This is a genomic window from Salinimicrobium aquimaris, assembly GCF_035607535.1.
Taxonomy (GTDB): Bacteria; Bacteroidota; Bacteroidia; order Flavobacteriales; family Flavobacteriaceae; genus Salinimicrobium.
Map to the genome: position 1 here is coordinate 254,841 of NZ_JAYDZX010000002.1, position 21,835 is coordinate 276,675.

At 36.2% G+C, this 21,835-nt stretch carries 20 protein-coding genes; 12 read left to right on the plus strand and 8 right to left on the minus strand.

Features of this window, described 5'->3' with window-relative positions:
• Positions 1 to 110: 110 nt before the first annotated feature.
• From VR862_RS05120 to VR862_RS05160, 9 genes are all read left to right on the plus strand, one after another.
• Positions 111 to 1,007 (plus strand): DUF8464 domain-containing protein, encoded by an 897-nt coding sequence (locus VR862_RS05120; protein ID WP_324719891.1) that lies wholly within the window; start codon positions 111 to 113, stop codon positions 1,005 to 1,007.
• Positions 1,008 to 1,105: 98 nt separating this feature from the next.
• Positions 1,106 to 1,402 carry a mobilization protein MbpA gene (gene mbpA, locus VR862_RS05125; RefSeq protein WP_324719892.1) on the plus strand — a complete coding sequence of 99 codons (297 nt, stop codon included), beginning with the start codon at positions 1,106 to 1,108 and terminating at the stop codon, positions 1,400 to 1,402.
• Entirely contained in the window at positions 1,399 to 2,265 is an 867-nt protein-coding gene (locus VR862_RS05130) for a relaxase/mobilization nuclease domain-containing protein (protein WP_324719893.1), read from the plus strand. The genes mbpA and VR862_RS05130 overlap by 4 nt, the downstream gene beginning before the upstream one ends.
• A 12-nt stretch (positions 2,266 to 2,277) precedes the next feature.
• On the plus strand, positions 2,278 to 2,715 hold the full coding sequence (locus VR862_RS05135) for a DUF6730 family protein (protein ID WP_324719894.1): 438 nt from the start codon (positions 2,278 to 2,280) through the stop codon (positions 2,713 to 2,715).
• Between the two features lie 125 nt (positions 2,716 to 2,840).
• On the plus strand, positions 2,841 to 4,307 hold the full coding sequence (locus VR862_RS05140; protein WP_324719895.1) for a P-loop NTPase fold protein: 1,467 nt from the start codon (positions 2,841 to 2,843) through the stop codon (positions 4,305 to 4,307).
• A 166-nt stretch (positions 4,308 to 4,473) separates the two neighbouring features.
• Positions 4,474 to 4,776, plus strand: coding sequence for a hypothetical protein (locus tag VR862_RS05145; RefSeq protein WP_324719896.1), 303 nt, complete (start codon positions 4,474 to 4,476; stop codon positions 4,774 to 4,776).
• 346 nt (positions 4,777 to 5,122) lie between these two features.
• The gene (locus VR862_RS05150) at positions 5,123 to 5,848 is read left to right on the plus strand and encodes a DUF6088 family protein (RefSeq protein ID WP_324719897.1); all 726 of its coding nucleotides are present in this window, start codon (positions 5,123 to 5,125) and stop codon (positions 5,846 to 5,848) included.
• Between the two features lies 1 nt (position 5,849).
• The gene (locus VR862_RS05155) at positions 5,850 to 6,830 is read left to right on the plus strand and encodes a nucleotidyl transferase AbiEii/AbiGii toxin family protein (RefSeq protein ID WP_324719898.1); all 981 of its coding nucleotides are present in this window, start codon (positions 5,850 to 5,852) and stop codon (positions 6,828 to 6,830) included.
• A gap of 110 nt (positions 6,831 to 6,940) precedes the next feature.
• Entirely contained in the window at positions 6,941 to 8,179 is a 1,239-nt protein-coding gene (locus VR862_RS05160) for a Shedu immune nuclease family protein (protein ID WP_324719899.1), read from the plus strand.
• A 744-nt stretch (positions 8,180 to 8,923) separates the two neighbouring features.
• Here the strand turns inward: VR862_RS05160 and VR862_RS05165 are convergent.
• From VR862_RS05165 to VR862_RS05200, 8 genes are all read right to left on the minus strand, one after another.
• On the minus strand, positions 8,924 to 9,808 hold the full coding sequence (locus tag VR862_RS05165; protein ID WP_324719900.1) for a hypothetical protein: 885 nt from the start codon (positions 9,806 to 9,808) through the stop codon (positions 8,924 to 8,926).
• A complete protein-coding gene (locus VR862_RS05170) occupies positions 9,805 to 10,647 on the minus strand; it encodes a HipA family kinase (protein ID WP_324720096.1) in 843 nt (280 codons plus the stop codon). The genes VR862_RS05165 and VR862_RS05170 overlap by 4 nt, the downstream gene beginning before the upstream one ends.
• 124 nt (positions 10,648 to 10,771) lie before the next feature.
• The gene (locus VR862_RS05175) at positions 10,772 to 11,449 is read right to left on the minus strand and encodes an AbiV family abortive infection protein (protein WP_324719901.1); all 678 of its coding nucleotides are present in this window, start codon (positions 11,447 to 11,449) and stop codon (positions 10,772 to 10,774) included.
• Positions 11,449 to 12,792 (minus strand): restriction endonuclease subunit S, encoded by a 1,344-nt coding sequence (locus VR862_RS05180; protein WP_324719902.1) that lies wholly within the window; start codon positions 12,790 to 12,792, stop codon positions 11,449 to 11,451. Before VR862_RS05180 ends, VR862_RS05175 begins: the two co-directional genes overlap by 1 nt.
• Entirely contained in the window at positions 12,785 to 14,410 is a 1,626-nt protein-coding gene (locus VR862_RS05185; protein WP_324719903.1) for an HsdM family class I SAM-dependent methyltransferase, read from the minus strand. Before VR862_RS05185 ends, VR862_RS05180 begins: the two co-directional genes overlap by 8 nt.
• Positions 14,411 to 17,479, minus strand: coding sequence for a type I restriction endonuclease subunit R (locus VR862_RS05190; protein WP_324719904.1), 3,069 nt, complete (start codon positions 17,477 to 17,479; stop codon positions 14,411 to 14,413).
• 164 nt (positions 17,480 to 17,643) lie between these two features.
• Positions 17,644 to 17,970 (minus strand): hypothetical protein, encoded by a 327-nt coding sequence (locus VR862_RS05195; protein WP_324719905.1) that lies wholly within the window; start codon positions 17,968 to 17,970, stop codon positions 17,644 to 17,646.
• Positions 17,960 to 19,675, minus strand: coding sequence for a hypothetical protein (locus VR862_RS05200; RefSeq protein ID WP_324719906.1), 1,716 nt, complete (start codon positions 19,673 to 19,675; stop codon positions 17,960 to 17,962). Before VR862_RS05200 ends, VR862_RS05195 begins: the two co-directional genes overlap by 11 nt.
• A gap of 168 nt (positions 19,676 to 19,843) precedes the next feature.
• Between VR862_RS05200 and VR862_RS05205 the strand changes: the two genes are divergently transcribed.
• The 3 genes from VR862_RS05205 (at position 19,844) to VR862_RS05215 (ending at position 21,702) form a co-directional block, all read left to right on the plus strand.
• The gene (locus tag VR862_RS05205) at positions 19,844 to 20,257 is read left to right on the plus strand and encodes a helix-turn-helix domain-containing protein (protein WP_324719907.1); all 414 of its coding nucleotides are present in this window, start codon (positions 19,844 to 19,846) and stop codon (positions 20,255 to 20,257) included.
• A 99-nt stretch (positions 20,258 to 20,356) separates the two neighbouring features.
• The gene (locus VR862_RS05210) at positions 20,357 to 21,055 is read left to right on the plus strand and encodes an Abi-alpha family protein (protein WP_324719908.1); all 699 of its coding nucleotides are present in this window, start codon (positions 20,357 to 20,359) and stop codon (positions 21,053 to 21,055) included.
• 101 nt (positions 21,056 to 21,156) lie between these two features.
• Positions 21,157 to 21,702 carry a hypothetical protein gene (locus VR862_RS05215; RefSeq protein ID WP_324719909.1) on the plus strand — a complete coding sequence of 182 codons (546 nt, stop codon included), beginning with the start codon at positions 21,157 to 21,159 and terminating at the stop codon, positions 21,700 to 21,702.
• Positions 21,703 to 21,835 lie beyond the last annotated feature (133 nt).

A 21,835-nucleotide genomic window follows, 5' to 3' on the forward strand; every position in this document is an offset into this window, starting at 1 on the left:
CTGTCATCATTTTGTCATCAAAGTGTCATCAAAAATAAAAATGATGACAAAAAAGAACACAACAAGCTTTCTTCTATTAAGAGCTACAATTTGATTTAAATAATATGCTGATGAAAACAAAAAAGATGAACTGCGAGGAAGCACGGAGCATTGGCATCTTCGAAACGCTGATAAAGATGGGCCACATTCCCACTCGAAAATCAGAAAGAGAAGCTTGGTTCCTGAGTCCCCTGCGATCAGAAACAGAAGCCTCATTTAAAGTCTCTTTCAAACTGAACAGGTGGTACGACTTCGGTATAGGAAAAGGAGGAAATGTGATCGACCTGGTATGTCTCATATTGAATTGTTCCGTAGCAGAAGCACTTACTTATTTATCAGATGGAATACCTGTCTCTAATTCTTCTCTGAATCGCCAAATCGGAAGTAGTGGAATCGAACCTGCAAATAAAGTTCTGAAGATCTTACCCATAGAACATAAAATCCTCAAGAAATATCTTCACACTCGCAATATCCCCCTCGAAATAGCAAAGATCTACTGCAAGGAAATCCAGTATAAGTGTAATGGCAGGAATTTCTTTGCCCTGGGCCTTCAGAACTATTTAGGAGGCTGGGAGCTGCGGAATCTTTACTTCAAAACCTCCACTCCTCCTAAAAGTTATTCATATCTGAATCAGGGAAATGAACATATCATCGTACTTGAAGGAATGTTTGATCTTCTGTCTTTAGCAGTTTTAGCACCGGAAGAAGTTGATTATTCAGATCTACTGATTCTGAATTCCCTGTCTTTTTTACCTGAGGTCCTTGAGATTTTGAACCACTACTCAATTGTCACTTTATACCTGGACCGCGACTCCGCTGGAATTAAAGCAACCGAATATGTTCTAAGAACCGTGCATCATTGTAAGGATGGAAGTTCGTTGTTTAAAGGACATAAAGACGTGAATGAAAAACTTGTTCATGGCACCCATGACAGGAAGTTTAAACCTTTAAAAACCACAACAGGATAATGACTTACTTCTAGTTTTTTGAGTAGCAAAGCAAGATGTGTCATTGTCATGACAATCTTGCTTTGCGCCCGGAGGTTGCAAAGACTGAAAACGAAATAATGAAACGAGAATTCATCCAAATTCGCTGCTCGATTTACGAGAAGAAGCTACTCAAAAAAAGAGCGGCCAGGGCAGGAATTTCTCTTTCAGAATATCTCCGTTCCACCGCTTTTGAAAGAAATATTGTTGAAAGAATTACTCCCGAACAACTGGAATTTTACCGCCTACTAGTACAATACAAAACAAACTTTTCCAGAATCAGCAGCATGTTTAAAAATCGTGATCCTCAGCTAGCTGCGACTGTAAAAAATCTGGCTGAAGAAATAAGAGCTCATCTTAAAAACTTTCGAAAATGATTGGGAAAGGACACTCCATATCGCGGACAAGAGAATCTTTAGCATATGGCTGGAACCAGGAGAAAGATGCCGAAGTTGTTTATAAAGAATTTTTGGCAGGAGATACTCCGCAGGAGATTGCGGAAGAATTTAAGATCATACAATCGCAAAATAACAGGTGCATCAATAATACCTTAAGCTTTGTAGTGAGTCCCACGATAAAAGATGGAAATAATATGTCCCGAAAAGATCTTGGAGAAATAGCCAAGCGATTCTTGACGGAGATGAATTTAAAAAACCACCAGGCAATTTCTTTTGTTCATAGAGATAAGAAACACACCCATATTCATATCTATGTGAATCGCATAAGTATGACTGGAGAGACGTATAAGGACAACTTTATTGGAAAACGAAGTCAAATTGCTGCAGATAACGTGGCCAGGGAGATGGGACTCACAAGGGTAAGAGAAGTGCAACAGGATAATCTTCAGGAGCTAAAACAACATCGAAGGGAGGTTCAGAATATTCATGAAAAGGTTTTGCTCTCCAAACCCAGGTCCCTCGGTGAGTACATTAAAAGAATGCAGGAGCACCGGGTAAGGGTGATCCCTTCCATTAATAAATCGAATCAGCTTCAGGGTTTCCGGTTCGAATTTAGAGGAATAAACCTAAAGGGAAGCGAGATAAACCGGTCTATGAGTGGTAGTAAAATTGTCCTTGGAATTAGCCAGAATAATAGCTTCACCAAACTAAGAGAAGCGCCCAAGTCTTTACAGTTGGCCAGTAATACTATTCAGTTAAGTACCGGCTTCATAAACAAAATGATGAAGGATCTGGTAAAGCAAACTATAAAAAGGGCAATGGACACGGGAATAGGATTTTAAAAATAAATCAAGATGAAGAAGCTGGATGAAATCATGGAGCTTATGGCGGATGAAATGCAGGACTTTCAAAATGGTCTTTTGCAGATGAAAAAAATGACTGATGAACTCAACACCCGGAGCATTCCAATTAGTACTGAGGTAATGGAAAAACAGTTAAAGTTTTTCTTTCAAAAGCAACAGGAAAAAGAAGCGTTGGCCGCGGAAAGGTTACAATCCATAGATAATAAACTAAAAAATGCCTACATACTCCCGAAGAGTTTAGGCATGATCTTCGGGAGTCTTGTGATCCTTCTCCTCACCTTGATTGGATATCTTAGTTTTGAAGTAATAGAATTAAAAGATGAAGAAATTGAGGAGAGGCTAACGAGGTCGTATAGCACCTATCTACAGAAAAATCCTGAACAGAAAAAAGCTTATGAGAACTGGCTGTCAAACCAGGATATTCCATAATACCGCCAATACTGTTTTTTTGCGAAAAAGATTTTGTAGCTTCTATGTCAGACAAAGAATAAAGTGATGAGTGGATTACCACTAATAATCAAAAGAGATTATATTTCAAGAAAATTTCGAGTTAAATGAATTTAGAACCTTTATCCATAACGGAAGAACTACAGAAATTTGCTAAGCATCTACACCCTGAGAAGAATAAACACATCATTTTTTCTGGCATTTTCGGAATAGGTAAAACATACTTCATTAAGGAGTTTTTTGAGCAACAAAAAGAAAGATATCTGGGAATTAGACTTAACCCGGTCAACTATTCAGTAGCGAACAATGAAGATATTTTTGAATACATTAAATATGATGTAGCCTTTGAACTATTCAAAAAGTTCCCATTAGAAGAGTATTCGAAATCAGAAAAAATATTGAATAGAGAAGTCTTTGTTAAGAAAAACTTTAAAACAATACTTTGGGATCTCGCGAAAAATGGAGCAAAGGTTCATCAAAGCATTGAGGCTATTTTCTCCATTGTTGAAACACTTTATAATAAGATGGAAGAAGCAGACAAACTCACTCCTCAGTCGCATATTGAGAATTTTTTTGCCGATTTGAAGAAGAAGACAGGTCCTTACGAAAGTGATAATATTTCACTTTTAATTCGAGAATTAATTTCAGAAGCCAAAGCGAATGAAGGAATGAAGTCGGTTTTAATTATAGACGATTTAGACCGTATAGATCCTGAACATATTTTCAGAATATTGAATGTTTTTTCAGCACAAGTAGACAAGGAGAACAGCGGAAAGCACAAACTCGGTTTTGATAAGATTATTCTCATCTGTGATATCCAAAACATTAGAAATATTTTCCATCATCGATATGGTTCAGACACAGATTTTTCAGGATATATTGATAAATTCTACTCTACAGAAATATTCGAGTACAACTTTAAACGTATAATATCCAGGAAGCTGCATAAAATTTTTGACAAAATAGAATATGGAAACGATAGAGCGAGCCACACTTTTACAAATTTTCAGGACATAACTTATTTTCTGCATTTTACCATTATCAAATTCTTTGAAGTGGGTGCCCTCAGTACACGAAGCTTTGTAAATTTTTTATCAAAACCTTTTGAATTAGAAGATTATTATGTTCAAATACAGCATAAAACTCACCCGCCTTTGCAGAGTTTTTTCATTTTTGATTTTTTAGAGAAGTTATGTGGCGGAGAAACAGAATTAAAATTGGCATTAAAAAAGAGTGCACAAAGATATCCAAGAGTTGAAGTTCATAAATTCGGTATTAGGTCTTTTCAAGACTTAGTAGTACTCATTGATATAGAAGAAAATCAAATGACCGCTCGTTCAGAGAATTACGTATACAAGAATAAAGAGCAAGATTTTTCCTTGATTTACAGGGTAAAGCAGTATGGGCATGGCATCCAGGGAGAGTATGTCGCATTGACACCTTTTTTAGAGCACCTGGATGTTGACAATCCTGAAGTGGCATCTACTTATGTAAAACATTATATTCCCATTTTTGATGTGATGTTAAAAGGATACCATGTCAAATGTAACCAGGACATCAAATTTTTTGATTGATTCATATGCCTCACCAAATAGCGTTAGTTCTGTAGATAGGGGCTTAAATCTGAACTCTATAACTACTGCAAATTAGCGTGGCCACAAAAATTAGTTATTATTAGGTGTTGGTATAAGATAATTGAGTCCAAGAATGTAAATTTGGATATCTACTTTTATTTTGGTCATGATGAATCCAAATCAATACAGCCATAGAATTAGCATCCTGTTTAATGATTACCTGCAAGGCCAGTTGGACCTCAAAGATCTTATTCAGAAACTTCGCGCTATTGAAGCCCTGCATAAGCAGAACCAAAAAGGCATAAAATCAGAAAATACCTTATGGTTTAAATTCTCTAAAGATGATAGCCTGGTAACCACCATTGATGACCTTCAAAAGGATCTTTCCAATCACAATAGAGAATTTACTCTGGAACGAATTAGGGAAGCTTTGAATGTCGACCAAGAGCTATCAATTCATTATTCGTAATCTCAGGGGCAAGTTCTTTTCCTTCAATATAGAAATTCCTTTGCTGCGACCTTTTTTTCTTCTCATAAAGAATCGGCCATGATGAAGTTATCCGTAGCTATTTATATTGAACAGTAAAATTTTTCTTTAGAAAGATGGGGGAGATAGCTGGGTACATATATTTTCTTTTGGAGGAGCAAGAGGAGCAAGTGGGTGAAAATATATGTACCCAGCAAAGTTAAGGTTTTTTTTGTTTTGAATCAAGGGGGTGTAGAGGATAATAACTGCAACAAGAGTCAAGTATTTTGCGCAATATACTTGACAAATAATTTATTTATTTACCTTTGATTCTATCATAGGACTACTAATGAAGGTAACAGAAAAAATAGAACGCCGAATAAAGAAAATGGAGGAGGGGACAACTTTCAAGTACCAGCAGTTAGGCATCAATAAGGAGGAATACATTGCAGCCACCAAAGCTGTTCAACGACTATTAAGGAAAGGGATAATTAAAAGAATCTCTACGGGAGTTTTCTATAAACCTAAACAATCTGCTTTTGGAGAGTTAAAACCAAGAGAAGAAGAATTACTCAAGCCCTACTTATTCCAGGATGGAAAACGGGTTGCTTACATAACTGGAAACGCATTGTATAACCGGATGGGATTAACAACCCAAGTACCCAAGAACATCAAAGTAGCAAGTAAAATAAAACGAGTGGTCACTAAAATTGGGAAAACCCAGGTGAAACCTGTTAAAAGCTATATTGAGGTTTCTAATGAAAATTTTTATTTGCTTGAAATATTAGATGCTCTCAAAGATTTTAAAAGTATATCAGATATTGACAAGAAAAATGCTATTAGCTTGCTAAAAAACAAAATCCAGAATCTGGCTGCAGAGGATCTCTCAAAGTTGATAAAATATGCTTTAAAATATCCTCCACGGGCAACTGCATTACTTGGAGCTATACTGGAGTCTTCTTCGCAAAAAGATCAAATCGACAAGTTGAGGGGTAACTTAAACCCCCTTACTTCCTATGATATTGGAGTAGGCAAAAATATCTTACCAACTGCACCAAAATGGAATATAAATTAGGATGAAACTTCATAAAAACAAAGAACTATTACAAGATGCTATTCTTGCCACAGCAGAACATCTCGAAATGAGAGAGATTTATGTCGAAAAGGATTATTGGGTGACTTTAGCTCTACATGAAATATTTAATTCAGATGTTGCCAGTCAAGCAGTATTCAAGGGCGGTACAGCGCTTTCTAAGTGCCATAAATTAATAGAAAGATTTTCAGAAGATATTGACATGGTTGTACTTCGTGAAGAGGGAGAGAATGATAACCAGTTAAAGAGGAAAATCCGGAAAATTAGTAAGGTGGTGGAAAAAGAAATTCCCGAAATAGAGGTTGAAGGATTAACAAATAAAAGAGGGAATATCCGGAAAACTGTGCACCAATATTCAAAACTTTTTGATGGAGACTTTGGTCAGGTAAGAGAGCATGTGGTATTGGAAGCTACATGGTTAGGAAATTTTGAACCTTATTCTGAAATGCAAGTTAGCTCCTATATCTATGAAATGATGACAGCCAGAGGGCAGGAAGACATGATAAAACAATATGCGATGACACCTTTTACTATTCAGGTATTGAGCACGTTGAGAACATTTTGTGAAAAAATTATGAGCCTGGTAAGATTTTCAAGATCAGAAGATCCGGTTAAAGATTTGAGGAATAAAATCCGGCATGTCTACGATCTTCATCAAATGCTCCAAGATGCTAAGATACAGAGGTTTTTCGAAGGCCAGGAATTTGACGAAATGCTGGTTAAGGTGGGTAATGATGATATGATTGGATATAAGAATAATAATGAGTGGCTAAAAGAACATCCCGCTACAGCTTTGATTTTTAAGCAACCAAAAGATGTTTGGGAAAAATTGAGTCCAGAGTACAACGGAAATTTCAAAGATTTGGTGACCGGTAAACTTCCCGAGGAGAAGGCGCTAATAGGAACCTTAGAAAAAATAGAGGACCGGCTAAAGAAAGTAGAATGGGGATTGAAGGAAATATGACATAGGTACGGGGGTTTTATTTTTTCTGAGGAGAATTTTTGCTGAAGACACGAGAAAATATTAGTACTATAGAAAGATGTTGAACCTTGATCAAACAAAAATCTTTATAAATGTTCGAATTTGAGGAAGTTGGTAACCAGATAATTTTCATCTACCACTATGGGGATAATGTAGCGCCTAATTGGATGAGGGATAAGTTGAAAGAGGACGGTGAGCTAACTTATAAGAGTACCTTCAATTTTAAAACTCAGCATCTTTACGGAGAGGATAAGCTCAAGTTCGAACAAGAGGATTATGATCTGCTTAAAGAAGTATATGGACCAGATGAAACTTACTCTTTTTTATTTGCAGAATTAACAGGTGAGTATTATAAAATTTTAGAAGGTGTCATAACAAAAACAATTAATGTTTTCTTTCACAAATCAATTTACCTTGTTCCAGATTATTTCTACGCCGAAAGTAATCTTTCCATTTTTGCGCAAATTGAAGCACTGGTAAATGAAGATATTTATATAGGTGGAGACCATCAAAGTTCAATTCCAGAAGAGGAATTTGATTATTTAATAAATAACTTCCCTAATTCTTACGAAAAGAGGCTGTATGCGAAATCACGGATTAGTTCAATATTGAGAAATTACTTCGACAGCACTTCAGATGAGGAATTCAAATTCAAAAAATATCTAAAAAAGAAGCCATCGAAAAAAGGAAAGAACCTGATAAAAAAATTTCAGGAATATGAGACTACAAAATTCCAATTTTTACTAAGTAAGCTGGAAGGTATGCTCAATGATGTGAATTCCTATAATGAAGATTCCTGGCAGAACGAAATTTTACAAATAATTCTCTTATTGTATCCGAAGTATATTTTAAGTTTTAAGAGTGTGTTTGTAAAGGCTGACATAGGGAAGAAAAAATATCTGGATTTCATGTTAGTCGACAGTAATGGAAATATAGATGTTATAGAAATTAAACAACCCTTTGAAGATTCTATCATGACCAAGGGAGTCTACAGAAATAACTTTATCCCCAAGAGGGAACTTTCTGGAACAGTCATGCAATTAGAAAAATATATCTTTTATTTAAATAGATGGGGTGAGAGGGGTGAAAAGGCCATTACCACAAAGCTTAAAGATAAACTGCCGGAAAGTTTCGAAATTAAAATAACTAATCCCAAAGGATTCATTATAATGGGCAGAGATAACAATTTATCCAACGAACAAAAAGAAGATTTTGAGGTCATAAAGAGAAAGTATAGTAATGTATTAGACATTATAACCTACGACGATCTGTTACAGCGGTTGCGTTCTACAATACATCAATTAAAAAATAATGAAGCCATTATAAGCTAGGCTTTTATTCCATTTTTTAATCTTCATTTTTTTCTGCAAAACCTTTGTGCTCCGAAATAGTTTGTAGCCGGAGAGAGTGGCTTTTTAAGATAATTTTATAGATTTATTATTCAAGCGGCAGCATCTACTTTCCCTACTAGTTGGTCTACAGCTAACTAACACTCAACTATTTCAAATGACCATACACCAGTATCTCGAAATTCTCAGTGATAGCTATAAATCGGGAATTTCAAGAGAACATTCATATCAAGGAGATCTTGAAAATTAATTACGAGTCTTGTTCCGGAGATTAATGTCACCAACGAACCTACGGATGTTACCGACTGTGGGAATCCTGATTATTTTTTTGACAAAAGGATCTGTCTAGTCTCAACAGGGAATTCACCTTAGAAAAAATTAGAGAAGCTTTAAATGTTGATCAAGAGCTATCCGTTCATTACTTATAATTCAGAGGGCGCTGAAAAACCAATATTCTACCTTGATTATGTGATTGTCCTTGATTACCTGTTTACTTACATAGTAATTGGATCAGCTTATGGAAACTAGAGGAGGCATTATAGATGAAATTCTGATTAGTTGTTCATTAATTTTACATGTTCAGTGACAATGAACATATAAAATTAATGAACATTTACATATTGTGAATCATTATATCTGCTTCAAATTCTCAAGAAGCAGGTTTAATTTTTTACTAATAGTTTGAACTTACTTGAAAATATTTGAATCTAAATACTCCAGAAAGAGTTAGAGGCTCGAAATGAATTCTGTGAATTTTTTGATTGACCGAGATTTTTTAAACTCTGCAGTGACATCAGGCAGATCCTCACTACCTATCAATCTATAGGGAAAATCCTCTTCATCTTGTTCTTTTAGGACTTCATATAGATCGTGATAGGAACCTTTAGAACCTTTATAGGGATTGATTAGCAGAAAATGCTTATTCTCATTTGCTTTCAAGCCGTTCTTTTCCCCAAATAGATCCAAGCGATAATTCAGACTTTCTAATTCAGAGATATCTCTTCTATAATTATCAATAGGTTTTTCTGAATTGAGATCAATAGATTTAAGGGTATAAATACTTCCATTAACTCCTATACCATCTACTGTATAATCAAAGAACAGATTTGGAACACTTTCTTTTTTTATTCTATAATCGAGATTAATTTTATCCTTTAAAGGTTCTTTAAAAACTTGTTTTATAGTTCTGTTGAATGATCTATCGATGATCTTTTTCTTCTGAACCGGAATTATTACCTCAACATACTTTTTAAAGAAATCTTCAAACCCGGATTTATCAAAGCCCATATTTAATGCTGAAGGTTTATCGAACTGCAGGAAGCCATTGTTATAAATGGAAAGTCTGTTCAAATACTCCACATTTACAGCATTCTCACCAGGAAACAGATCTATTTCGTTCTTTAGGTCATTCTTGATGAATGCGAGTATTTTTTCAACAGTGTAGTCTAAGAGATCCCCGTTTTGGTGATTAATCTTATGGGCAAGTTTAATTTTGTTATTGGAAAACCTGTAGAAGATAGATTTTCCTGAAATTAAAATCATACCAATTGCCAGGTTTTCCTTACTTAGAGGATTGTTGACATATCTTATTATGCTGTAGTATGACTTCATTTCGCAAAGGTATGATAAACTTTAGATATTCGTTTGTTTCTCTCATCATCAGAGAGTATTTCCCTGATTTTTAATTTTGCTTTTTTACTTAATCCAAATTCTCCCGGCACCTGGTCAAAAATGTAATCAAGATTATCTAAAACTACTTCAAAACCACTCAGGATTTCCTTATGAAAGTTATATAATTTTTCTGAATCTGTAAATCTGAGAATGTTTCTCGAAATTGGACTATCGAGAATCGTGCCTCGGGGAGGGGTATTCATCAATGCGATCTTTAAATTCTTATAGGAGGTTTGATTGGCGAATAACTGGGTATGATCTATGGGCAAAAATTCAAATAATCCTGCCTCATTTTGATTGATCAAAATATTCGGATTTTTAATTCGCCTATCCATGTTGGACAACCAATAGTCAAAAATACCAATCTTTATAAAAGTTAATGGCGCATCATACTTTTTATATTCAAATTTATTTTTTAAGTTGAAGTTGAATTGTTCCAGTTCTACAGTAGTGTCCCTCATCAGAGAACCAAAGAAAAAAGTCTTGTCAAGGACTAATTTATCATAACGAGTATCATATTCTTTGCCACCTGTTTTAAAATCATCAAAAACTTCTTGGGGAATTTTTAATATGCAAGCGGGGATAGTTTTTACTCCAAAAAGATTCAGACCATATTTTCCCAAGATTTCATTTATCAGATCGTTGTAAGGTGGATGTTTCTGGAAAATAGTTTTTGCTATATATAATTCTCCATCATCACATAGTACCAGAAAGGGAACACTATTGGTGCCCCTTTGTTCTATAATCTGAACAGCAGTTCTATGTGAGATCTCTTCCAGGTTTCGTTAATTTAAATTTTTAATTCAAAGATTTGTTCAAATTATCCCTCAACAGGGAGAAAAAATTCCAGTTTCTTTTCTACTGTTATCAATTCATAGATACTTCATGTAAGGCATAATTTATTTATTTAGCAGAGAAAGAATACTCACTCATTACTTCATTTATAAATAGTTTCAAATCCTCTTGTATTTCTTTAATTCTATTTCTAGAAAGATGATTTCCCAGTTTAGGGTGATAGATTATACATAGCACTTTGTAGAAATGCCGACAGCGATGCCAGGCTTCTTTTACCTCGAAGAATTCCGATTCTCCTATTACATCCTTAGGCACTAAAAGTTGATCTCTATAATTCACATACAAGCCATTATTTTTATAATCATTGAATTTCGCCAGTCTTTTGACTCGTTCATTTGAACCGTATGCAATCAAGAAAACCTTCAATAATTTCCCTGCCTTCTGAAGTGGACCTTTTCTTCCTTTTTTCTCCCATTCCTCGATTACTTCATAAAAGGCATAGCCTACCTCCATCAACTGAGCAACTTGATGACGAATTTTATGTTGGCCGAAAAAATTTTTAGCACCTTCTAAATTATAAACTTGTAAGGATTCGCTGTGCATCTTTATCAGCACCGCCTTTATCATTTCTTCCAGGCTTAGGACCAGAAGGGAGGTTGCTCTATTATATGAGCTGTTCTTATTAGCCAGGAGTGCAGCATCGTTATAAAGATGGCGGGCATTAAGATAAAGTGGTATATCAAGATCTTTGGACTGTTTGGAGCTAAGAGTGAAAAATGTTTGCATTAATTCCCGTAATTTTCTTCCTTCTCCGCCACCATCCTCATTTCTTCCTCAGCCTCACCAACACTTACCTGGCCGCTCATTAGCATAGGAAGGAGCCAGTCGCGGATGTTTTCAAGTTTATTTATTTCTACCAGATTCTTTTGCTTTTTAGCCTGAAGAGGTTGCATAAAATTATAGAATTTCTCGGCAAGATTCTCAGGAGGTACAGGGACATAATAATTTGAAGTGAAATTATCGAATAATAAATTCTTTATTCCACTGGTTTTCCCTTCCCACCCAAAAAGTACATCGTTTTCATATAGCCGATTCCATTGATAGACAAAATTGTAGAGGTACTTTTCGTTCTTTAAAGTCAATGCTTTACAGAAATTAGAACAGATCAATGGGTTCTCAAATCTTTCCAAAGTTTCTTCAGTAATAAATGCAAGTCTGCCTGTAGATTGGGTTGGGCTTCCTCCGGAAATCTCGACTACTAAATCGTGCGGATCTAATATTTTGTGAGAGTTCTTTTCAAGAATAAAACGTATAGGCGTCTTAACTTCTCCATTCCCATTTAAGCCATTAATATCAGCACCTCTTACACAGGAAACCTTTTCAGTATAATTTCCTTGCTCTGTTTCTTTTCCCCAATCTCCACTTTTATCATTTTTAATCCAGTTAGCAACCGTTGTCACTTCCCACCCCTCAGGAATCTCCCGTTTCAATTGCTCATTATAAACCATTTTACCGCCGGAAGATTTAAAAGGCTTCCCATTTTCATCTGGGAAATCGAATTGAACAAACCAATACTCGTAAATGGTTTTAGCCATTGTTTCCAGCTCTGCATTGATCTTGTTGTTGAGTTCGATCTTGGCGTCTAAATCGGAGAGAATTCTGGCGACTTTTTGTTGGTCTTTTACATTCTTAGGAATTTCTAATTCCATCAAATCAAAGGATGCTAAATTTATAGTATTAAATACTGATCCTTGACTCCGTTTTATAATATGCTTTACATAGTTCTTTAAAGCGTAATACAAAAAATTCGTATCTACAATATCTTTTTTGCCTCTCAAACCAAAACAAGACTGATTAAAACACATAGGTTTGCCAATTTGCGCTAACGCCCCAACTGTACCCCTTGCAGAAATAATAATATCTCCTTTTTCTAAGTATTTCGTATTACTTTTAGCAACACCGAGTTCCGTAATTTTTTTTTCACTTTCATAAACATATCTCAGGTCATTATTGAAATCATTAACTGAGAGCCAACCAACAGTACCATTTTCCCAATATTCCTTTACTGATGTATTGGGGGTTCCTCCACTTATTAGATTGATAATATCACTTAAAACTACTTTAATCATACCTCAATTCTTTAAAAATTTTCTGAATTTCGGCTTCCAAATTTTTGTTATCTGCAAACAGGGAATTCAAATTTTTCTCAAAAGAATTCATTTTGGTTTCAAATTCTTCCGCAGTTATATCTACAAATTCAATCTTCACCTCAAAATATTGTCCGGCACTGAGGGAATGGTTTTTCGTCTTGATATCTTCATAGCTCACTACCACAGAGAAATCATCTACGGGCACTTTACCATTGAAAGTGTCTATAATTTTTTGTTCTTCGGCTTCGCTTAAAACCGTTTTTTGATTCTTGCCATCTTTAATTTTAGTGCCCAAATTGGAGGCATCGATTAGCACTACGTCTTCTTTATTGCTTTTATCCAGGAAGACTATAGAAACATTTGTCCCTGTGGTAGCAAAAATATTGGAGGGCATAGATACTACCCCGGCAAGCATTTTTCGTTTTACCAGTTCCTGGCGTATCTTTTTATCAATACCGGATTGAGCCGTTATAAATCCTGTAGGAACGACCACTGCAGCTTTACCACCTTCCTTTAGACTAAATATGATATGCTGCAGAAAAAGGCTGTAAATAGCCATACTGCTCTTTTTGCTCTTAGGAACATTTGGAATCCCGGCAAAAAAACGGTCTCGGTTTTTCTTGGTATCTAAATCATCCCGGTATTCGCTAAAATCAAGCTTAAACGGAGGGTTGGAAACGATATAATCGAATTGCTGCAGTTCCCCGTTTTCTTTTTCATGAAAGGGCGCCAAAATGGTATTCCCGCGTACAATATTCTGGAGGGAATGCACCAAATTGTTTAGAATAAGGTTCAGCCTTAAGAGCTTCGAAGATTTCTTGGAAACATCCTGGGAATAAATAGTACACTTATCTTCGCCAATGGCGTGGGCCAGATTCATCAATAAGGTTCCAGAGCCTGCACTGGGATCGTAGCAAGTAACATCCTGTACCTCTTCAGTCACCAGGATGGAAGCCATAATCTTAGCTACCGCGTGGGGCGTATAATATTCAGCATAGGTACCCCCGCTGTCGTTGTTATAATCTTTAATTAAATATTCAAAAATGGCGGCGTAGAAATCGTATTTCTCATGGAAAATATGTTCGAAGCTGAATTCTACCAATTTGTTTAAAATAGCCTTGCAAAAGGAATTTCTTTCAGAAGCTTCTACAATCTCACTGATCCTTTCAAATAAGGGTTCTTTGGAGCCCCCTACAGTGCGCACTGAGAAGATTTCATTATTAGTAATGGCGATATCCATAAGGGTATCGTCAAAGGTTTTGGCGAAATCGTCTTTATTCTGTAACGCAAAAAGATGAGCGATAAGGTGCCTGGGATAAAACACTGCGGTATCCGCTTCCAGCTGCATTGTGAGCAATTCATACTCATCATCTGAAATTTTTTCTATCTCTTCCTGCCAGTTTTCACTTTGGGCGAGTGCAGGCTTAAGTTGCTTGAGCTCGCGGGTGAATTTATCGTTTAAAAATTTATAGAGAAATGCCTGGGTGATCACTTTGTATTCATCACCATCATTACCCAAACCATAATTGGAACAGATGCCTTTAAGGCCATCAATTAATTCTTTTGTTTTGTTTTGAAAATCTACTGTGGTTGTCATTTATGCAGTATGTCCTTGAAATTCGTTTATATATTCCTGTACAACCAGGTTATTGATAAACCTGGAGGTTTCCGCATTCAGCGGGATGTTGTTTTCTTTTACAAATTTGTTCACGACCAATTTAATCATCATTTTATCTAAATAGCTCTCGTTCTGTAGGAGTCGGCTATTTTGAATGATTTGCAGGTCGGCTCCGTCTTTTATTTGCTGAAGCACATCAAAGAGCTTTCTTTCAGATTGTAATAAGCCGTTGTTTTCCAACAGGCGTTTATGAATCCTGCAATATTTAGGATCATTATCGTATTTCTGTTTCAGCAAATCGTTTTGGCGGTTCAGCTCCTTAATCTTAGCATGGATTTCCCGCAGAGATTCGATGTTTTCCCGCATATCTTCCTGGCTAACTTCGTTTAGTTTTTTCTTTTTGAAGAGTCGTTCCAGTTCCTCATAAAGGCTGACAAATTTAGGGTCTTTTTTATCGAAATTATCAGCTAAAGCTTCCCGGGTTTGGCGAAGTGTATTTTTAAGTTTATCGGCCAGAATTAACTCTTCTTCCCCAGTTTTATGGAATTTGAATACCACATCTTCAAGAGCGATATTCAGCAGATTGGTGGTGTCTATATCATTTTCCAGGGCTTCCTTCTGGTTAAGCAGCATCAAATGATTATTGGCCTCGCGGTAAAGCTCGTTCATTTTCTTGAAATCCAGTTTTTCCTGAAGGTCTTTGTGCCCCAGTAATCTGATAAGGTTGTGCAAACTCTTGGCATTGGCCAGGGCCTTTACCATATCGACCATCGTTTTTCTATCGGTAATTTCTGAAATTTGCTGAGAAAAGATTTCAGAATTCCTGGTATTGAAATGGAAAAGCGTATCCTCGATCTTATCGATATCCTGAAGAATTTCTTCTTTAGATTTGAAGATGTTGGAGTAATGCTGCATTTCATCTCCTAATTCCTCCTGTAGCTCGTCGTAATAATCTTTATTGGTACGGGCGAATTCAGCCCGGATATCGGCAAAATCCACAATATATCCATACCTGAAGTCTTTGTAACGACGGTTCACACGGGTGAGGGTTTGCAAAAGATTATGCCTTTTGATCACCCTGCCGAGATATAACTTTTTCAGCCGTTTAGCATCAAAGCCGGTAAGCAGCATATTATAAACGAACAGGAAATCTATTTTCCCGTCTTTGAAATCTTCTACTAATTCCTTGCGTTCATCTTTGGTGCCGATATCGTGGAGGATAAGCGCCGCAGTTTTGACTTTGGCAGTATTCTGCATTTTGGTTTTATAGGTAGTTACCGGTTCAGCTGCTTCCCTTAACTCCATATTATTTTCTTCGGAAACATATTTGGACTGAAAGATTTCAAACAGCATTTTAGCCTGGTCTGAACTGTCACAAACCACCATTCCGCCAACATCGGGATCATTGAGCTTTCTGAATTTCTCAAAATCAGCAATAATATAATCCAGAAAAGGTTCTACATAAGCCGGGTGTGCGAATATTTTTTTTCTTTCCACATCGCCTTCCTGGACTTCAATCTCGCGTAGGATCCTCTCAAGTTCAATTTTGTAGTTACTGTCAATTTCTTCTCTTATCAGCCTTAGCGTATAACCGTCGGCAATGGAGGCGTTGTAGTAATATTTATGGATATAATCTCCAAAGAGGCTTTTAGAGTTATAATCGGAACCCAATAACGGAGTTCCAGTCAGTCCAATTTTAATGGCATTTTTATCGGAATTTTCTAGATTAGCCAGGAAACTACCTTCCGGATTATAACTTCGATGTACTTCATCAAGGAAATAAACACGTTGCACATTAACGTCGTAATCCTGTGCCTGCACAACCTGGGAATCCTCAGAAAATTTCTGGATGTTTACAACGGTAATTTCTAATTCCCCTCGATCGTTATGAACGGCGGCTTTGGTTTTTATATCCTTTACAAAATCATCCTTAGAATTTACAATATGCACCACCAAACCACGGCTGCTGAATTCAGCTTTGGCCTGAAGTAGAAGATCCAGTCTATCTACTATAAAATAGAATTTCGGAATGATGTTTTTTCGCTGAAAATATTCTGTCAAAAAGCGGGTATTGTAATAAGCTAACGCAGTTTTCCCACTGCCCTGGGTATGCCAGATGATCCCTTTTCTAATGCCATCATTTAGTTTTTTCTCAATAGCCTTAGTCGCGAATAATTGCGGATAACGCATTACATGTTTTTGCATTCCGCTTGATTCTTCCACATAAGCAATGGCATATTTCAGAATGAATTTCAGCCTCTCCATGGAAAATAGGGAAGTAGAAACTCGGTTGGTGGGGCTATCGGGATTTTTATTAGTAATGAACTCCGGGGAGTGCTTAATAATGACCAGGTTGTTATCCTTTAAAATTTCATCTTCTATTTTATCGTCCGGGTCTTTAAGTAGGTTTTTAATATCCAGATTTTCTTCTTCCCGGAAATAATTAAAAACAGGTCTGGAATAGGAAGGAGAAGCATAAAAGGCACCCTGGATGGGTTCCATATCTTCGGGATCATACTCCATATTGTTGGAGAAAACCATCAATTGGGTAATATTTACAAACCTTCTGAACTTTTTATTTTGAAAACGGGTGGCAATTCGATTGCGCTCGGCGATCACCCCTTCCCGATTATTAGGTTTTTTTACTTCAATAAAAACTAAAGGCAGCCCATTTATCAATAGAATGATATCCGGTCTAAAACCATCTTCTCCATTTTTGTAGGGAAGCTCGGTTACTACGTTGAATTGATTTTCTTCGAATTTTTCCAGGTCTAACATTCTAATCCCGGACTGGGAAGTAAGCTTTTCGTAAAATTCTTTACCCAAATCCTCATTAGCCAGACTGAGCTTCACTTCTTCAATAAAACGGGTAATCTCGTCTTCTTCTAAAGTAGGGTTTAGATCAGCTAATTTTTTCCGGAAGATATTGGTAAAAATGTTGGTTTCCAGATCCCATTTCTCATTCTTTAGGGAGAGGTATTTGTAACCCAATCGGGTAAAGTGCAGAATGGAAGGGATCTTCACCCTCGAGTCTTCGTTGTGAATCATAATTAGGTCGGTTAGATCGTATAAGACGAATCAATAACCTGTAGGTGGCTATTTGGGCCTAATTTAAGAAAAAGATGTTAACAAGATGAAGGTGTAGTTAAACGAAGCCTTTTTAGTAGTGAAAAAGTAGAAACTAGGGAAAAACACTTCCTAAGTGTAATAAACTACTGATAATTCTTTTCCATTCTCCTCAACTCATCCAACAAATCACCCTCTTCAATAGGAATCATTCTCGAAATAAGCTCCAACACATCCTGAACATTATTCTTAGGATTTCGATCTGCAGAGTAAGTCTCAAAATCTCCATTTTCCAAGGAATTAATGCAAAGGTAGAGCAGGGAACGAATGGTGAACAATAATTCACCATAACCTTCTACGTAAAGCAGATCAACCTTATATTTTCCCTTGTAGGTGTCGTGCGGCTTTAGTATTACAAACCTATCCTTCAGCTTCTCACTTAGGCCTTGTCTTTCGTTTTTCTCAGTTTTCATTGCTTTGGTTTTTGAGTTCAGCCTCCAGCTCTTCAATTCTATTTTTTGCAATAGTTGCCATTGCCTCCACAAAATTTTCACTCCTGGAGTAGAGGATGTCAACATCCACAGGACTGCGCCTATCGCTCGTTCTGAATCTTACCTCATTTGGTGAATTTATCAGCTTCTTAAATAGCTCCTGGTCTTCCTGACTCCAACGGGGAAAACAATTATCCGAAACATTAGAGAAGTTGCTGCACAAGTTTAATAGATGTTCCAGTTTTAAACAATCTGGTCGCAATCCTAACAATACATAAATTGCACCGAGACAAATCTGTTGAAGCGCCATATATTGTAAACTAATTTCTGTTGCATCATCATCTCCGGAAACTATGTCTGCAGCAGTAAGAAAGCATTTGGCTCTATGGTTTCGCTTAAAAAAATCTCTTCTTTTTTGGGATATACTTTCAGCAGTGATTTTAAAAGGAGCCGAAACATCAAGTGAAGGCCCCGATTCAGTAAAAATAACTGTACCTGAATTCAGAACTCTTTGCATAAATTCATTTCCTTTTTGAAGAGCTTGTTCTACTTTTTTTGAAGAAGTGAGAATAATGGTGGTGCTAATTCCTCCATTGCTTTTCTCGGTAATCAGCTGAGAAATTTTAATTGGAAAGATACCGCCTGTATCATTGGCTACCACTAAAAGATCGTAATGTGTAAAAGACGTAGTTTCATTAAATCCTGCTATGGTTTGCCTCTCCCTAAAACCTTTCCTTTTCCCAAATGAAATGACCAGTAATGGATTTACTATTTCAGCAACCGTCTCCTTTAGAAGTTCAAATACCTTTTCCTCATCATCACCTATTGAGGGGTCCACCTCGACTTGAGAAGATTCTTCCTGTATTTTTTCTTTTTCTTTTGCAAGGAGCTTTTGACAGCTCTGGAATCGAAAACTGAAAATTTCCCTTACCTGATTTTCCATCATTTCTGCTCTTTCAGCAAGTAACTTTATTTCCCTTTTGGTAACATCAAAGACTGAATGGTATCGGCTTTCTGTGTATGCTCTATCCAAAACTTCTAGTAACTGAAGATCATCTCGCCGGGCTGTGTTGAAAATAGGACCGGCACCATAGATAAATGGGCAGGCATAAGCCAGGTGATTTGCAATTTTATGGCAGATTAGCGGTTTTCCCATAGCAAAAGTTTCCAGGCATCGGTACAACCATTCAATTTTTTGATGAATCAGGAAAGCTGCTCCTGCCCATTCTTTTCTTTTCCTGTAAAATTTGATTCCTTCTGTAAAGGAATTGATTCGGTCTATTTCGCTTTCCAGGTAGGAAGTTGCCACTTCCAGAAGTCGTTTAATTTCTCCTTTTTGTCTCAATAGGGTCATCTTGGAGGTTGAATTATTGTAGATTAAATCTCCTAAGCCGCAGTTCTTTATGAAATACAGATTTCCCTTCTCAAGTTCTTCCTGAGCATAGAAAAATGAATATATTCTATAGCGTTTGATGGACAAATTTTCTAGGGTTCTTCCGATCCTGGAAGAGAGTTCGATTGAATTTGCCACGTGCTCTTCTTTTACCATAAAGGTGATTATGATTCCCTCTATAGGGTCTTCTAAGAGATATACTTGTTCGACCTCTTGTACTTCTTTTATTCTCTCTTTAAACTCCTTCAAAGTGGCAGGATTGTCATTCAAGAATTTTTCAACAGCATGTTCCATAATTTTTCTAAATTGGCGTTAATATTCCGACTCTTTAACTTCCCTACAAGCTATATCGAGTTGGTACGGTACAGAACCAGAAGCATTGGTACTTTACTAAGGAAGGATTGTTTCTTACCAATTTTGGGAAACAGCTAATTATTAAAAGAAGAAATTTTATCTTTAAGCATGGAGACAGCAACAAAATCTAACCACCTAGGTCGAAAGATCAGCCGCATCCGGGAACTGCGGGGCATGAAGCAGGAAGCTCTTGCCGCAGAACTGGGGATAAGTCAGCAGAGTGTTTCACATCTTGAACAGAGCGAATCCATAGAGGATGAAAAACTGGAGAAAGTGGCAAGAGCTCTTGGGGTAACAAAGGAAGCGATAGAGAATTTTTCTGAAGAATCGATCTTTCACAATATTAATAACTTCAATGACAACAGTGTCAATAATGGTCCGTTGAACAATTTTTACTGCACCTTTAATCCTTTGGACAAACTTGTTGAAGCCTATGATGAAAATAAAAAACTTTATGAGCGGCTGGTAGAGGCGGAGAAGGAAAAGGTGAAGTACCTAGAGGAGTTGTTGAAGAGGAGGTAGGAGTTACCACTGAAATTATGACTGATAAATGTGCTATAAAGATTATTACTTATAAATCTATGACGCTTTATTAAAAAACATTGGGATAATAGTATTTGAATGGACGAATCTACTAAGGCCGATTTAGCTACTGGAATTGGAAAATCTGCTGAGAAAGCATTGGATTTTATTGAAAAGTTAATAGCAGGGCCATTTATGGAAGGAACGGCCATATTCACGGACAAAGTGAAATTCTGGAGGTTCAAAAATCAAATAAATATCATTACTAAAGCCCGAGAATTCTTGAAAGAGAAAGGAATAGAGACTCCTAAAAAAATTCCAATAAAGGATTTAACGACGCTTCTTGAATATGCTTCTTTTGAACAAGAGGATGAAATGCAAGATAACTGGTCAAGGTTGCTAGCGAATACCTTAGATCCAAAAAATGAATTTGATGTTTCACATATTTTTAGTCAAGTTCTCAATCAACTGTCCGTTAATGAAATATGGATACTACAATATATCTTTTCCAATAGCTTTATAATGTCCAGTGATGACAGACAATATTTTGAAAGGCATCTCTTGATTAAAGTTAGTAAAGTTCCTTATTCCACTGGAGATATATTGATGGATAATCTCATAAGGTTAAAGCTCATTGAAGAAGAACCTCCAAAATTCAAAGAATACGAAAAGGAGCAAAAATCTTACTATGGCTATGAAGAGGAACCAAGATTTATTATTGTTCAAGAAACTGTTTCTACAGACAAATTTAGACTCTCGAATTTTGGAGTTGAACTAGTAAGGCAGATTAAACAATAAAACTATACCCAGTATTTATTTAAAATCATGGTAAAATCTATAACAATTAAAAGTCCGCGCTCACGGAAATTCTGGTAAAACAATTACGAATATTCAAAATTTTGAAGAAGGAACCTTTAACTTCTAATAACCAACCGATGGAATATGGAGCCAAATGTTTTGAACTTTGTCGAGAATTAAAAATCGGAAAAAGGAATTATTATTCAGAACCTCCTTTGGAATTTACTATGGAAGAATTTCACATTTTGATAGATAAAGACTTAGTTTTTGACGGAACAAAAGGTGGATTAATCTTAGGCAACTCTCATCTAAATGGAGGAATTCATCTAGTAAATTTCACTAATAACCAAACTATTAAATACTTTGGAGAAGTAGAAGGTTGGGAATATTTAACTTCACCTTACAATGGTTTTAATATCGAGAATTTTGAGAAATTCAAGTATATAAATGAAGGAACTCGAAATACAAATAGACATATAAAAACTGAATTTCGAATACCTGAAAATTGTAAAGTTTTAGATTTAAGGAATATTAAAGTTCCGTTTTTACTAATTGACAATGACGAACAACAAGCAATTATAAATAGATTTGCTACAAAAAAACATATTAATAAACTAATTGAAATAGACAAAATAAACTACAGCTAGCATTGAAGATAAATAATTGCGGTTTAGTACTTAATCAAAAATAGTTGCGTGTTTTTAACGTCTGATTTTCCTTCAAAAAATCCTCGCATAAAAACTCCGTGCGCGCTTGCAACGCCTGAATGTCTTGTGGACA

Excerpts from the sequence above, each read along its gene's own strand:
- VR862_RS05200 (WP_324719906.1), bottom strand. The coding sequence starts at position 19,675 with ATGGAACATGCTGTTGAAAAATTCTTGAATGACAATCCTGCCACTTTG.
- VR862_RS05205 (WP_324719907.1), top strand. The coding sequence starts at position 19,844 with ATGGAGACAGCAACAAAATCTAACCACCTAGGTCGAAAGATCAGCCGC.
- mbpA (WP_324719892.1), top strand. The coding sequence starts at position 1,106 with ATGAAACGAGAATTCATCCAAATTCGCTGCTCGATTTACGAGAAGAAG.
- VR862_RS05135 (WP_324719894.1), top strand. The coding sequence starts at position 2,278 with ATGAAGAAGCTGGATGAAATCATGGAGCTTATGGCGGATGAAATGCAG.
- VR862_RS05210 (WP_324719908.1), top strand. The coding sequence starts at position 20,357 with ATGGACGAATCTACTAAGGCCGATTTAGCTACTGGAATTGGAAAATCT.
- VR862_RS05140 (WP_324719895.1), top strand. The coding sequence starts at position 2,841 with ATGAATTTAGAACCTTTATCCATAACGGAAGAACTACAGAAATTTGCT.
- VR862_RS05145 (WP_324719896.1), top strand. The coding sequence starts at position 4,474 with ATGATGAATCCAAATCAATACAGCCATAGAATTAGCATCCTGTTTAAT.
- VR862_RS05130 (WP_324719893.1), top strand. The coding sequence starts at position 1,399 with ATGATTGGGAAAGGACACTCCATATCGCGGACAAGAGAATCTTTAGCA.
- VR862_RS05175 (WP_324719901.1), bottom strand. The coding sequence starts at position 11,449 with ATGCAAACATTTTTCACTCTTAGCTCCAAACAGTCCAAAGATCTTGAT.
- VR862_RS05150 (WP_324719897.1), top strand. The coding sequence starts at position 5,123 with ATGAAGGTAACAGAAAAAATAGAACGCCGAATAAAGAAAATGGAGGAG.
- VR862_RS05185 (WP_324719903.1), bottom strand. The coding sequence starts at position 14,410 with ATGACAACCACAGTAGATTTTCAAAACAAAACAAAAGAATTAATTGAT.
- VR862_RS05120 (WP_324719891.1), top strand. The coding sequence starts at position 111 with ATGAAAACAAAAAAGATGAACTGCGAGGAAGCACGGAGCATTGGCATC.
- VR862_RS05190 (WP_324719904.1), bottom strand. The coding sequence starts at position 17,479 with ATGATTCACAACGAAGACTCGAGGGTGAAGATCCCTTCCATTCTGCAC.
- VR862_RS05165 (WP_324719900.1), bottom strand. The coding sequence starts at position 9,808 with ATGAAGTCATACTACAGCATAATAAGATATGTCAACAATCCTCTAAGT.
- VR862_RS05155 (WP_324719898.1), top strand. The coding sequence starts at position 5,850 with ATGAAACTTCATAAAAACAAAGAACTATTACAAGATGCTATTCTTGCC.
- VR862_RS05180 (WP_324719902.1), bottom strand. The coding sequence starts at position 12,792 with ATGATTAAAGTAGTTTTAAGTGATATTATCAATCTAATAAGTGGAGGA.
- VR862_RS05195 (WP_324719905.1), bottom strand. The coding sequence starts at position 17,970 with ATGAAAACTGAGAAAAACGAAAGACAAGGCCTAAGTGAGAAGCTGAAG.
- VR862_RS05160 (WP_324719899.1), top strand. The coding sequence starts at position 6,941 with ATGTTCGAATTTGAGGAAGTTGGTAACCAGATAATTTTCATCTACCAC.